Below are 12,106 nucleotides of genomic sequence, written 5' to 3'. Positions count from 1 at the left end.
GCCAGCAGGTAGCCCGCCGAGGTGCCCACGCCGCCCAGCGCCACCAGCAGCCAGCCCCGGTGCGCGGCGGGCACCGTCTCGGCCATCAGCGTGAAGGCGATGGGCAGCAGGCCGCCGGCGGAGGCGCCCATCAGGAAGCACATCGCGAGGTTCCAGCCGAAGGCCGGCATCGCGCCGCAGATGGCGGTGCCGATGAACATCAGCGCCGACAGCAGGATCGCCGAGCGGCGCCCGAACACGTCCGCCAGGCGCCCCCAGACGATGGAGCCGACGGTGGTGCCGGTGAGCGCCACCAGCGCCAGCACGCCGGCCGTCTCCTTGCTGATGCCGTACTCCTGCGTCATGCCCGGCATCACGAAGCCCAGCGTGGCCGGCTTGAGCACGTCCACGGCCAGCGCGACGACCAGCACGGCCACCAGCTTCCAGTGCTCGGCGTTCAGCGGCACGCTGTCGGCCAGGTGGAACTGCAGCGGCTGCGCAGGGTGGAGGCTGCGGCGCAGTTGCGCGATGCGCGGCATCAGGCCGTAGGCCGCGAGCAGCACGCCCAGCGGGATCGCCGCCATGCCGGCCAGCATCGGCGCGTCCATCTCCATGCCGACCATCTGCCAGCCGGTGTAGCGGCCCATGAGGAACATGGGTGCGTGCGCGAGCACGCCGCCGATGATGGCGATGCAGCCCAGCCAGAAGGCCAGCGGATGGTGCAGGGAGAAGTCGCGCGGGGAGGACAAGATGGGGCGGCAGGCGGAGGAGGGCGCCATCCTAGCCGCAGCGATGGGCGGCGCTGCCGTCACCGGTCCAGCGGCAGCGCCAGCGTCTCCTTGACTTCCTCCATCACCACGTAGCTGTGCGACTCGGCCGGCACCGGCAGCTTCTTCAGGATGTCGCCCAGCAGGTGGCGGTACTCGCCCATGCCGCGCAGGCGCGCCTTCACCAGGTAGTCGAAGCCGCCCGAGACGAGGTGGCACTCCTGCACCTCGGGCATGTGCAGCAGCTCCTTCTTCACCTTGTCGAACACCTCGCCGGACTTGGACGAGAGCTTGATCTCCACGAACACCAGCAGCGTCTTGCCCACCGCCTCGGGCGCCACGCGGGCGTGGTAGCCGGTGATGACGCCGCTGCGCTCCAGGCGCTTGACGCGCTCCGAGCAGGGCGAGGTCGACAGGCCCACCCGCTGCGCCAGCTCGGTGATGGCGATGCGGCCCTCGCGCTGGAGGATGTCGAGGATCTTGCGGTCGATGCGGTCGAGCGAGGCGGTGGACATGGTGATTCCTTCGGGCGCGCGGCCGTTTGGGCGCCTGGATCAGTGGATTTTGCTGGACATCGAAAAAATAACCATGACATTTACCGGTTTCGAGGGCCTAGATTCCGGCAATCGTCCTTTCCATGCCTTCATTTCCAGCAGGTCCACCCATGAAAGTGATCGTTCTCGGCGGCGGCGTCATCGGTACCACCACGGCCTACTACCTGGCCCGGTCCGGCGCGAGCGTCACGGTGCTCGACCGGCAGGCCGGCGTGGCGCAGGAAACGAGCTTCGGCAACGCCGGGCAGGTCTCGCCCGGGTACTCCACGCCCTGGGCCGCGCCGGGCATCCCGCTCAAGGCGCTGAAGTGGATGTTCCAGCAGCACGCGCCGCTGGCGATCCGCGCCGACGGCTCGCTGTTCCAGTTGCGCTGGATGGCGCAGATGCTGCGCAACTGCTCGCCGGCGCGCTACGCGGTGAACAAGGAACGCATGATGCGCGTGGCCGAGTACAGCCGCGACTGCCTGCGCGCCCTGCGCGCCGAGACGGGCCTGCAGTACGAGCAGCGCACCGGCGGCACGCTGCAGGTCTTCCGCACCGCGCAGCAGATGGAGGCCGTGCAGCGCGACATCGCCGTGCTGCAGGAATGCGGCGTGCCCTACGAACTGCTGGACCGCGAGGGCCTGGCCCGCGTGGAGCCGGCGCTGGCCCGCACCGGCGGCGCGCTGGTCGGCGGCCTGCGCCTGCCCAACGACGAGACGGGCGACTGCCATCTCTTCACCAACCGCCTGGCCGACGTGGCCCGCGGCCTGGGCGTGGAGTTCCGTTTCGGCGCGACGGTGGAGCAGGTGCTGGCCGAAGGCGGCCGCATCACCGGCGTGCGCGTCGATGGCGAGGTGCTGACCGCCGACCGCTACGTGCTGGCCCTCGGCAGCTACTCGCGCGCCCTGGCCGCGCAGCTCGGGCTCGACCTGCCGGTCTACCCGGTCAAGGGCTACTCGCTCACCGTGCCGCTGGTCGATGCCGGCCTGGCGCCGCAGTCCACCGTGCTGGACGAGACCTACAAGATCGCTGTCACACGATTCGACGACCGCATCCGCGTGGGCGGCATGGCGGAACTGGGCGGCTTCGACCTGCGGCTGGACCCGCGCCGCCGTGCCACGCTGGAGAAGGTGGTCGGCGAACTGTTCCCCGGCGGCGACCTGCCCGCCGCCAGCTTCTGGACCGGCCTGCGCCCGATGACGCCCGACAGCACGCCCATCGTCGGCGCCACGCCGCTGGCCAACCTGTTCCTCAACACCGGCCACGGCACGCTGGGCTGGACCATGGCCTGCGGCAGCGGCAAGCTGGTGTCCGACCTGGTCATAGGCCAGCGGCCCGAGATCCGCACCGACGGCCTGGGCGTGGACCGTTACGGGCGCCGGCCCGCGGCACGCCATCCGGGCCTGCGGCCCGCGCACGCGGCCTCCTGACGCGCCGTTTTCCGGCCATGCCCCGCAGCGGGTGGGCCGCCGGCATATGCCTTGATGCCTATGCCATTACACCTCGTTACGAGGCACCATGCGCGCATCGGAGCTCTTCGGTGCGAGGACGGTGAAACGGATCAGGAACGTCCTGGCGACGGTGTGGCTGCTGCTGACGCTGGGCGCCACCCATGCGGCCCCCGCGGCGCAGCCGCCGGCCCTCGTCTCCATCCTGGACGGCGAGGCGGCGCTGCTGCGTGACAGCGGCCGCTTCGGCGCGGCCGAAGGCGTGCGCCTGGCCGCGGGCGACCTGCTGGAGACCGGCCCGCAGACGCGCCTGCTGCGCCTCGAATTCACCGACGGCGTGATCGTCGACCTGGGCCCGTCCACGCGCGCGTTCGTGGCGCCGCGCCTGGGCACGCGCGGGCAGGCGGTCGCGGCGCACGTGTACGTGCTGCGGGGGTGGTTCAAGCTCATCCAGCCCGCGGGCGGCGCGCCCGTGCCGGCCGGTGTGCTGACGCCGGCCTATGCACTGGGCGAGCCTGCCGGCCAGCAGGTCGCCGCGGTCGATGCGGACGGCGGCTTCCAGCTCTTCTGCGAGGCCGGCGCCGTCGCCCTGCAGGACCGGGCCGCCAGGCCCGTGCCACCGCCCGTGCGGCTGAAGGCCGGCGAGTTCTTCGCCCGCCGCGGCAGCGGCAAGGCGGCCGTCGCACCGCGCCCCACGCCGGCCTTCATCCAGTCCGTGCCGCGCAGCTTCCTCGACCCGCTGCCGACGCGCGCCGCGCTGTTCAAGGGCCGCGAGGTGGCGCCCAGGCGCCTGGGCGACCTGGCCTACGCCGACGCCGCGCCCTGGCTGGCGGCCGAGCCGGTGCTGCGCAGCCACTTCGCCACCCGGTGGCGCGCGCTCGCGCGGCGGCCCGACTTCCGTGCCGGCCTGGTCGAGCACATGCGCGAGCACCCCGAATGGGACCGCGTCGTCTTTCCCGAGAAGTACCGCCCCAAGCCCCCGGCACAGGCCCCCGCCGCACCCCCGCGGCCGGCGGGCGTCCGCACCTACTGACGAGCGCCCGCGAGCGCGACCACGATGAAGCTCCTCCTCAAGTTCAACCTGGCCTTCCTGCTGGTCTTCGCCCTCGGCCTGGGCGCGGCCGCCTACCTGGCGCGCAGCATGCTCCAGCAGGGTGCGCACGACGAGGTGCTCGACCGCGCCCGCCTCATCATGGAGAGCGCCGCCGCCGTCAGCACCTACACGGCCACGCAGATCCAGCCGCTGTTGCAGACGCAGATGAAGTACACCTTCCTGCCGCAGTCGGTGCCGGCGTATTCGTCGACGGAGATGATCAACGCGCTGCGCACCAAGCACCCCGAGTACTCGTACAAGCCGGCCATGCTCAACCCCACCAACCCGCGCGACCGCGCGCAGGACTGGGAGGAAGACGTGATCGCCCGATTCGCCCAGCAGTCGGAGTTGACGGAGTTCATCGGCCGGCGCGACACCGCCTCCGGCCCGGCCCTGTACATCGCCCGCCCGATCCGCGTCACCAACCCCGTGTGCCTGAGCTGCCACAGCACGCCCGGCGCCGCGCCGGCGCCGATGATCGAGAAGTACGGGCCCTCCAACGGCTTCGGCTGGAAGCTCAACGAGGTGCTGGGCGCGCAGGTGGTGTCGGTGCCCATGTCGGTGCCCTTCGAGCGGGCCGACAAGGCCTTCGGCGTCGTCATGGGCGCGCTGGCGGGCGTGTTTGTGCTGATCGGCCTGACGCTCAACCTGATGCTGTGGAAGCTGGTGATCCAGCCGGTGACGCGCCTGTCGGCGCTGACCGACCGGGTGAGCATGGGCGAGCTGGACGCGCCGGAGTTCGCCGTGCGCTCGAAGGACGAGATCGGCGTGCTGTCCGAGTCCTTCGCGCGCATGCGCAAGAGCCTGGTGCATGCCATGAAGCTGCTCGATACCTGAAGACATGGAGCACCCCAAGCGCCTCGGCAAGTACGACATCGTCCAAGTGCTGGGCGAGGGCGCGATGGGCGTGGTCTACAAGGGCCACGACCCGGGCATCGACCGGCCGGTCGCCATCAAGACGATCCGCAAGGCGCTGATGGAGGCCGACGCCGGCATCGACCTGGCGGCGCGCTTCCGCAACGAGGCCAAGGCCGTGGGGCGCCTGTCGCACCCCGGCATCGTCGCCATCTACGAGTACGGCGAGGACGAGGCCACCGCCTTCATCGCCATGGAGTACGTGCAGGGCCGCGACCTGGCGCAGATCCTGGGCGCCACGCCGCGCCTGCCCGAAGGCACCGTCATCCGCTTCATGCAGCAGCTGCTGGACGCGCTGGACTGCGCCCACCGCCACGGCGTGTGGCATCGCGACATCAAGCCCGCCAACCTGATCGTCACCACCGACGGCCTGCTGAAGGTGACGGACTTCGGCATCGCGCGCATCGAGTCGGCCGCGCTCACGCAGATGGCCGCCACCATCGGCACGCCCGGCTACATGGCGCCCGAGCAGTACATGGGCGAGGCGATCGACCACCGCGTCGACATCTTCGCGGCCGGCGTGCTGCTGTACCGCATGCTGGCCGGGCGCTCGCCCTTCGCCGCCGACTCGGCCGAGGCCGTGATGTACCAGGTGCTCAACAAGGACCCGGAACCGCCCTCGCAGCTGCCGGGCCCGGCGCTGCCGTCCTCCTTCGACCCGATCGTCGCCCGCGCCCTGGCCAAGGCGCCGCAGCAGCGCTTCGCCAGCGCGCGGGAGTTCCGCGACGCGCTGGCCGAGCGCAGCGCGCTGCACGCCGGCAGCGCCGCCGACGACGCGACCGTCGTGGCCTCGCTGCACCTGCCGTTGCGGCGTGCCGACGGCCAGCCGGCCTCCGGCGCCGCGAGCCGGCCCGGCTCGGCGCCACCCTCGCGCTGGGACGCCGCCAGCCTGGCACCGATGGAGGCCGCGCTGACCCGCTTCATGGGGCCCATGGCCCGCGTGCTTGTGCGCGAGGCCGCGCGCACCGCGACCGACCTGGACGCACTGCGCGACGCGCTGTGCCAGCACCTGCCCGATGCCGGCGACCGGGCCCGCTTCATCACGCTGCTGAGCGGCTTCGGCAGCGCGGCGCGCGCCACCGGCGGGGGCACGGCCGGCAGCGGCGGCGCCGCCGTCGCCACCGGTGCGGCGGTCGAGGTGCCCATCACGCCGGAGGCGGCCGAGCACGCGCGGCTGGTGCTCTCGCGCGAGCTGGGCCCCATCGCCAAGGTCGTGCTGAAGAAGGCGATGGCGCAGGCCCGCTCGCCGCAGCACCTGCACGAGCTGCTCGCGCAGCAGCTCGACGACCCGGCCCAGCGCGCGCGGCTGCTGGATGCGCTGAGGCGCAAGCCGGGCTGAAGCACCGGCGGGCGGGGCTTGCCCCCGCGGCGGCAGCGCACCATGCTGGCGGCTCCGACCATCCGCGCCAGGAGACGACCGTGCCCGCCTTCGACACCCTCCACATCGCCCAGGACCCCGCGCAGCCGCGCATCGCGCGCCTCGTGCTGAACCGTCCCGAGCGGCTCAATGCCATCGCCGAGAGCACGCCGGGCGAGATCCGCCGCGCCGTCGAATGGGCCCAGGCCGAGGACGAGGTGCACGTCATCGTGGTCGAGGGCGCGGGCCGCGCCTTCTGCGCCGGCTACGACCTGGTGGACTACGCCGAGGGCCGAGCCGGCGAACACCCGTGCCGGCAGGAGAAGACGCCCTGGGACCCGATGCTCGACTACGCCGCCATGAAGAAAAACACCGAGGACTTCATGGCACTGTGGCGCTGCCCCAAGCCCACCATCGCCAAGGTGCACGGCCACGCGGTCGCCGGCGGCAGCGACATCGCCCTGAGCTGCGACCTGCTGGTGATGGCCGAGGACGCGCGCATCGGCTACATGCCGACGCGCGTGTGGGGCTGCCCGACCACGGCGATGTGGACCTACCGCCTGGGCGCCGCGCGCGCCAAGCAGCTCATGTTCACCGGCGACACGCTCACCGGCGCGCAGGCGGCCGAATGGGGCCTGGCCAACCTCGCGGTGCCGGCGGCCGAGCTGGAGGCCGCCACGATGCGGCTGGCCGCGCGCATCGCCGGCGTGCCGCGCAGCCACCTGGCGATGCACAAGATGGTGGTCAATCAGGTGTGGCTGTCGATGGGGCTGGAGCAGACGCAGATGTTCGCCACGCTGTTCGACGGCATCACCCGCCACAACCCGGAGGGCCTGTGGTTCCGCCGGCAGGCGGAGACGGAAGGATTCAAGAGTGCGGTGGAATGGCGCGACAGCGGGCGGCCGATTCCCGAGGGGGACGAGGCGAGGGCGCTGATCGCGCAACTGGAGGCGCGCCGCCGCGCCGCGGGGCAGGGCTGAGCCCGGCGCCGCCGGGCGGACAGGCTCACTCGCGCCGCTTGGTCACCCGCACCACCACGTCCATGCCCTCGTAGGCCTCGGCCGGGCCGAACCAGCTTCCGCTGACGGGCGGGGCCAGCGCCGGGTCGCGCGCCACGCCCACCCGGATCAGCCGGCCGCTGCGGGTCAGGTTGTTGGTCGGGTCGAAGGCGATCCAGCCGGCGCCGGGCAGGTAGGCCTCCAGCCAGGCGTGCGTGGTGCCGGCGCCCACGGTGGTCTCGCCGGGCGCCTGCTCGCCGGTGTCGAGCATCGGGTCGTACAGGTAGCCCGAGACGAAGCGGGTGGCGATGCCCAGGCGCCGCGCGGCCTCCATCATCAGCAGGGCGTAGTCGCGGCAGCTTCCGCTGCCCAGGGCCAGCGTCTCCAGGGGCGTCTGCGTGCCTTCCTCCTCGCGCGCCTGGTAGACGAGGCTCTGCGCGATGTGCGCGTTCATGCGGCGCAGCGTCTCGCGCGTGCTGTTGGGCTGGTCGCTGTGCAGGAAGTGGTGCGCCCAGCGGATCAGCGCGCCCTCGGGGTCGTCGTGGTGCGGGCGCAGGTAGGCTTCCAGGTCCATGCGCTCCTGCACCGAGTAGGCGAAGGGCAGGTACTCGGCGGCAGGGTCCAGCGGCAGCTCGTCCTCGGGGCCCGGCACGTGCTCGATGGTGAAGGCGCAGGCGATGCCCAGCTCGCGCGCCTCGCCGCGCGGCTGCACCAGGGCGACGGAGTTGGAGTGCGGGTCGTGGATCAGCCGCACGTCGGCCTCGGGCGAGACCCGCAGGTCGGTGGCCAGCACGCGCAGGTCGTGGCTGTCGCGCGGGCGGAACATCACGCGGTGCAGGCCGAAGCGCACCGGCTCGCGGTAGCGGTAGGTGGTGGTGTGGAGGATGTCGTAGCGCGTGGACATGGCGGGCGGATTGTCCGCGCGGGCGAACGCGCGGGGGAGGAAATCAGGCACGCAGGCGCGCGGTATCGAGGCCGCGCGCCAGCGCCGCCGACACCGGCAGCGGCTCGCCGTGCCAGCGGGCGGCCAGCAGTTCGGCGCACAGCGCTGCGAAGCTCAGGCCGCGCGAACCCAGTGCGGTGCACACCCACAGGCCTGCACTTGGCGCACCCGGCACGGGGCCGACCAGCGGCCGGCGGTCGTGCGAGGCGCAGCGCACGCCGGCCCAGGCCTGCACGCCGCTGCCGCGCACGGCGGCCGCGAGGCCCGGGTGCAGGCCGGCGAGGCGGTCCAGGTTGGCCTGCGTGTCGGCGTCGCGCAGGTCGGCGCCGTCGTCGCCCGGAGCGTAGGTGGCGCCGCTGAGCCAGCGCGCCGCCTGGCCGTGGGCCGAAACGGCCGGGATGCAGTGGCCGTCGCCGTTGACCGGCACGCAGGACGGCGGCTTGGCACCGGCCGGCCAATCGCCCCAGGCCAGCTGGCCGCGCACCGGCTGCAGCGGCAAGGCGCCGGCGAGCGCGCGGGTGGCGGCGCCGGCGGCCAGCACCACGCGGTCGCCGTCGGCCAGCGGGCGGCCATCGGCGTCGAGCGCGGCCCAGCGGCCGTCCGGCAGCGGGGCCACGTGCGCCACGGCGCTGCCGGTGCGCAGGGTGACGCCCGGCGTCGCCAGCCAGCCCTCGACCAGTCGGGCGGGGCTCGCCCAGCCGGCGTGGGCGTGCCACAGCGCGGCGGTGTCCGCTGCCAGGCCGGCGTCGGCCGCCTGTACCGGCGTGGCAGTCCAGCTCTCGTTCGGGCCCTCGGCCGTCCAGCCGGGCGGCAGACGCAGCGCGTAGGGCGCGCGCCGTTCCAGCACGCCCGGCGCCGCCCAGCCGTCGCCCTCGGCGCCGCCGATGCGGCGCAGCTCCGACAGCGTGGCGCGCACGCCGGCGCGCGTCAGGCGCGAGAGCAGGGCGTCGTCGGGCGAGACGTGGGGCGCGAACACGCCCGCCGGCGCGCCGGAGGCGCCGGCCGCCGCGTGCGGCGCGGCCTCCAGCACCGTCACCTGCCAGCCTCGCCGCGCCAGGCTGGCGGCGACCGCCGCGCCGGCCAGCCCGGCGCCCACCACGACGCAGCGGCCCCGCGCGTCCACCCGCTCGGGCTCCGGCCCCCGCGCGCGCAGCGGCCAGGCGGGCGCGAATTCGCCGCGCAGGCAGTCGCGCTTGGGTGGCAGGCCCGGCGCCATCTCCAGCACGAAGCCCAGTGGCGCCAGCGCGTCGCGCACGCCGCGCGCCACGCTCCAGGTGGCGATGCGCGTGCCGCGGCGGGCGAAGCGCGCCAGCGTGCGCAGCAGCTCGGGCGACCACATCTCGGGGTTCTTCTGCGGGCTGAAGCCGTCGAGGAAGAGGCTGTCGGCCTCGAAGCGCGCCAGGCCGCGCAGCATCGGGCGCGCGTCGCCGATGCCCAGCGTCAGCAGCACGCGGCCGTCGTCGAACGCCAGCCGGTAGCAGCCGGGCAGCAGCCCGTGCCATTGCGCCGCCAGCTCGCGGCCGAGCGCGCCGATGGCCGGGCCCTGCGCGGCTGCGGCGCGCTCGATGTTCGCCGCGGCCACGGGATAGGCCTCGACCGAGACGAAGTGCAGCCGGCCCGGCCGGCGCGGATCGTCGCGCCAGGCCCGCCAGGCTGTCAGGAAATTGAGGCCCAGGCCGAAGCCGGTTTCGAGGATGCGCCATTGCGGCGCATCGGCCCAGGCTCCGGGCAGGCCGCAGCCGCCCAGGAAGACGTGCCGGGCCTGGGCCTCGGCGCCGCTTTCGGAGTGATAAACGTCACCGAAGCGGGCGCTGAAGGGCTGCCCACCCTTGTGCCACTCGACGGCTTCGGTCATGGTCCCGCCTGGGGATGGCGTCCACGCGGTGGCCATCCAGTTCTTCTTGCAAATGCCATGGGAGTGATTTTCTTGAACACGTGCCGTTTCCCGACCTCGCCATCCACCCCACGCCGCGCCGGCATGACGCTGGCCGCCTGCGCCGCGCTCGCGCTCGGCGCCTGCTCCGCGCCGCAGAAACAGCCGGCCCCGCCCGCGCCGCCGGCCATTGCCGCGCAGCAGCAGCAGCCGCAGCAGCAGCAAGCCCCGGCGCAGGCCCAGCAGCAGCAGGCCGCGGTGCAGGCCCTGCTCGAACGCAGCGATGCCACGCTGCGCATGATCGACGAGGACCGCATGGACGCCGTATGGGCCTCGCTGGCCCCCTTCGTGGCCGGCACGCGCGAGCGCGGGCAGTTCGTCGCCGGCCTGCGCAGCGTGCGCGGCGGGCTGGGCACGGTGAGCGGCCGCAGCCGGGCCGGCGTGCAGGGCGTGCGCATCGGGCCCGAGTCGAAGATGCCGCCGCCGGGCCAATATGCCAACGTGGAGTACCTCAGCCAGTTGGCCAACGGCCGCAAGGCGATCGAGAAGCTCAGCTTCCGCCAGGAGCAGGACGGCTGGCGCTTCGTGGGCTACGAGACGCGGAACGCGCAGTAGCAAGCAGCGCGGCAGGCGGCTGCGCGCCGCCCCGCTTCACTGGGCCGGCGGCACGTAGCCCTGCGCCACGTCGGCGCCGTCGCCGAAGAAGTGCTTCTCCATCTGGCGTCGGAGGTAGTCGCGGGCGCGGGCATCGGCCAGGTTCAGCCGGTTCTCGTTGACCAGCATGGTCTGGTGCTTGAGCCAGGCGGCCCAGGCCTCCTTGCTCACGTGCTCCCAGATGCGCTTGCCGAGTTCGCCGGGGTAGGGGGGGAAGTCGAGTCCTTCGGCTTCCTTGCCGAGCTTGATGCACTGGACCATGCGTGCCATGCGGATGCCTCTTCGGGGATGTCTGTCTGCGGGTGGGGCGCCAGGATGCGCCGCCGTCGGCCGGCGTGCGCCTTAGCTGAGTTCGCTATTTGGAAGTGAAAACTCCGTCGTTCCACTTTCCTTATGCGCTATCCAGAATGCAATTCATCGACTTCATGCACTTCTGGATCGCAAGAAATGAAACAGCGCCGCGACTTTATCAAGCTTTCCCTCCTGGCCGCCGCCTCGGCCGCCATGGCCCTGCCGCCGGCGAGTGCGTTCGCGCAGCAGGCCGCGCCCGCCGGGCCGGTGACGCTGCTGAACGTGTCCTATGACCCGACGCGCGAGCTGTACGTCGAGTACAACGCCGCATTCGCCAGGTTCTGGAAAGCCAAGACCGGCCAGGACGTGACGATCAAGCAGTCTCACGGCGGCTCGGGCAAGCAGGCCCGCTCCATCATCGACGGGCTGGAGGCCGACGTGGCGACCCTGGCCCTGGCCGGCGACACCGACGCGCTGCACACCAACGGCAACTGGATCCCGAAGGACTGGCAGAAGCGCCTGCCGCTGAACAGTTCGCCGTACACCTCGACCATCGTGCTGGTCACGCGCGCGGGCAACCCGAAGAACATCAAGGACTGGGACGACCTGGTGCGTCCGGACGTGAAGGTCATCACGCCCAACCCCAAGACTTCCGGCGGCGCGCGCTGGAACTACCTGGCCGCCTGGGAGTTCGCCAAGCGCAAGTACGGCGACGAGACCAAGGTCAGGGATTTCGTGGCCAAGCTGTACGCCAACGTGCCGGTGCTCGACACCGGTGCGCGCGGCTCGTCGGTCACCTTCGCGCAGCGCGGCCAGGGCGACGTGTTCATCTCCTGGGAGAACGAGGCCTACCTGCTGGAGAAGGAGTTCGGCAACAAGGTCGATTTCGTCTACCCCTCGCTGTCCATCCTGGCCGAGCCGGCCGTGACCGTTGTCGACAAGAACGTCGACCGCAAGGGCACGCGCGCCGTCGCCGAGGAATACCTGAAGTTCCTCTACACCGAGGAGGCGCAGGACATCATCGGCAAGCACTTCTACCGGCCGACCTCGGCCAAGGCGCAGGAAAAATATGCCAAGCAGCTGCCGAAGCTGAATCTGTTCAAGATCGAGGACGCCTTCGGCGGATGGGATCGAGCAGCCAAGGTCCACTTCGCCGATGGCGGCGTCTTCGACCAGATCTACACGCAAAAGCAGAAATAGGCTGCCGCGCACCGATGCCTCCCGTCCTGTTGATCGCCGGCAGCCCCTCGGC

At 72.3% G+C, this 12,106-nt stretch carries 12 protein-coding genes; 7 read left to right on the top strand and 5 right to left on the bottom strand.

The features are described from left to right. On the bottom strand, nt 1–728 hold a 728-nt coding region (locus ACIY1X_RS17865), incomplete at its 3' end, for an MFS transporter (protein ID WP_399683014.1). A 59-nt stretch (nt 729–787) separates the two neighbouring features. Further along, complete coding sequence (locus ACIY1X_RS17860) at nt 788–1,261, bottom strand: winged helix-turn-helix transcriptional regulator (protein WP_399683011.1); 474 nt, start codon at nt 1,259–1,261, stop codon at nt 788–790. A 149-nt stretch (nt 1,262–1,410) separates the two neighbouring features. Here ACIY1X_RS17860 and ACIY1X_RS17855 point away from each other — a divergent pair, with 149 nt between their 5' ends. The 5 genes from ACIY1X_RS17855 (at nt 1,411) to ACIY1X_RS17835 (ending at nt 7,075) form a co-directional block, all read left to right on the top strand. Continuing rightward, the gene (locus ACIY1X_RS17855; RefSeq protein WP_399683008.1) at nt 1,411–2,712 is read left to right on the top strand and encodes a D-amino acid dehydrogenase; all 1,302 of its coding nucleotides are present in this window, start codon (nt 1,411–1,413) and stop codon (nt 2,710–2,712) included. Nucleotides 2,713–2,833: 121 nt separating this feature from the next. After that, complete coding sequence (locus ACIY1X_RS17850) at nt 2,834–3,763, top strand: hypothetical protein (RefSeq protein WP_399683006.1); 930 nt, start codon at nt 2,834–2,836, stop codon at nt 3,761–3,763. A 24-nt stretch (nt 3,764–3,787) separates the two neighbouring features. After that, complete coding sequence (locus ACIY1X_RS17845; protein ID WP_399683003.1) at nt 3,788–4,660, top strand: DUF3365 domain-containing protein; 873 nt, start codon at nt 3,788–3,790, stop codon at nt 4,658–4,660. A 4-nt stretch (nt 4,661–4,664) separates the two neighbouring features. Beyond that, entirely contained in the window at nt 4,665–6,077 is a 1,413-nt protein-coding gene (locus tag ACIY1X_RS17840) for a serine/threonine-protein kinase (RefSeq protein WP_399683000.1), read from the top strand. Between the two features lie 80 nt (nt 6,078–6,157). Next, complete coding sequence (locus ACIY1X_RS17835; RefSeq protein ID WP_399682997.1) at nt 6,158–7,075, top strand: crotonase/enoyl-CoA hydratase family protein; 918 nt, start codon at nt 6,158–6,160, stop codon at nt 7,073–7,075. Nucleotides 7,076–7,100: 25 nt separating this feature from the next. Here the strand turns inward: ACIY1X_RS17835 and ACIY1X_RS17830 are convergent, their stop codons facing one another. Then, on the bottom strand, nt 7,101–7,997 hold the full coding sequence (locus tag ACIY1X_RS17830) for a transglutaminase domain-containing protein (protein ID WP_399682995.1): 897 nt from the start codon (nt 7,995–7,997) through the stop codon (nt 7,101–7,103). A gap of 43 nt (nt 7,998–8,040) precedes the next feature. Continuing rightward, the gene (mnmC, locus tag ACIY1X_RS17825) at nt 8,041–9,891 is read right to left on the bottom strand and encodes an FAD-dependent 5-carboxymethylaminomethyl-2-thiouridine(34) oxidoreductase MnmC (protein ID WP_399682992.1); all 1,851 of its coding nucleotides are present in this window, start codon (nt 9,889–9,891) and stop codon (nt 8,041–8,043) included. 123 nt (nt 9,892–10,014) lie between these two features. Here mnmC and ACIY1X_RS17820 point away from each other — a divergent pair, with 123 nt between their 5' ends. Beyond that, nucleotides 10,015–10,524, top strand: a complete 510-nt coding sequence (locus tag ACIY1X_RS17820) for a DUF4019 domain-containing protein (RefSeq protein WP_399682989.1) — start codon at nt 10,015–10,017, stop codon at nt 10,522–10,524. Between the two features lie 36 nt (nt 10,525–10,560). Here ACIY1X_RS17820 and ACIY1X_RS17815 read toward each other — a convergent pair whose 3' ends face one another. Further along, the gene (locus ACIY1X_RS17815; protein ID WP_399682987.1) at nt 10,561–10,833 is read right to left on the bottom strand and encodes an oxidative damage protection protein; all 273 of its coding nucleotides are present in this window, start codon (nt 10,831–10,833) and stop codon (nt 10,561–10,563) included. 177 nt (nt 10,834–11,010) lie between these two features. On the opposite strand from ACIY1X_RS17815, the gene ACIY1X_RS17810 reads away from it, so the two are divergent. Continuing rightward, nucleotides 11,011–12,054 (top strand): sulfate ABC transporter substrate-binding protein, encoded by a 1,044-nt coding sequence (locus tag ACIY1X_RS17810; RefSeq protein ID WP_399682984.1) that lies wholly within the window; start codon nt 11,011–11,013, stop codon nt 12,052–12,054. Nucleotides 12,055–12,106: the final 52 nt, after the last annotated feature.

It is taken from the genome of Xenophilus sp., assembly GCF_044462705.1.
GTDB classification, from domain to species: domain Bacteria; phylum Pseudomonadota; class Gammaproteobacteria; order Burkholderiales; family Burkholderiaceae_C; genus Xenophilus; species Xenophilus azovorans.
Note: the sequence above shows the minus strand (reverse complement) of the source record. Positions and strands in the feature narration are given on the sequence as shown.

Excerpts from the sequence above, each read along its gene's own strand:
- ACIY1X_RS17860 (WP_399683011.1), bottom strand. The coding sequence starts at position 1,261 with ATGTCCACCGCCTCGCTCGACCGCATCGACCGCAAGATCCTCGACATC.
- ACIY1X_RS17855 (WP_399683008.1), top strand. The coding sequence starts at position 1,411 with ATGAAAGTGATCGTTCTCGGCGGCGGCGTCATCGGTACCACCACGGCC.
- ACIY1X_RS17845 (WP_399683003.1), top strand. The coding sequence starts at position 3,788 with ATGAAGCTCCTCCTCAAGTTCAACCTGGCCTTCCTGCTGGTCTTCGCC.
- ACIY1X_RS17840 (WP_399683000.1), top strand. The coding sequence starts at position 4,665 with ATGGAGCACCCCAAGCGCCTCGGCAAGTACGACATCGTCCAAGTGCTG.
- ACIY1X_RS17830 (WP_399682995.1), bottom strand. The coding sequence starts at position 7,997 with ATGTCCACGCGCTACGACATCCTCCACACCACCACCTACCGCTACCGC.
- mnmC (WP_399682992.1), bottom strand. The coding sequence starts at position 9,891 with ATGACCGAAGCCGTCGAGTGGCACAAGGGTGGGCAGCCCTTCAGCGCC.
- ACIY1X_RS17820 (WP_399682989.1), top strand. The coding sequence starts at position 10,015 with ATGACGCTGGCCGCCTGCGCCGCGCTCGCGCTCGGCGCCTGCTCCGCG.
- ACIY1X_RS17815 (WP_399682987.1), bottom strand. The coding sequence starts at position 10,833 with ATGGCACGCATGGTCCAGTGCATCAAGCTCGGCAAGGAAGCCGAAGGA.
- ACIY1X_RS17810 (WP_399682984.1), top strand. The coding sequence starts at position 11,011 with ATGAAACAGCGCCGCGACTTTATCAAGCTTTCCCTCCTGGCCGCCGCC.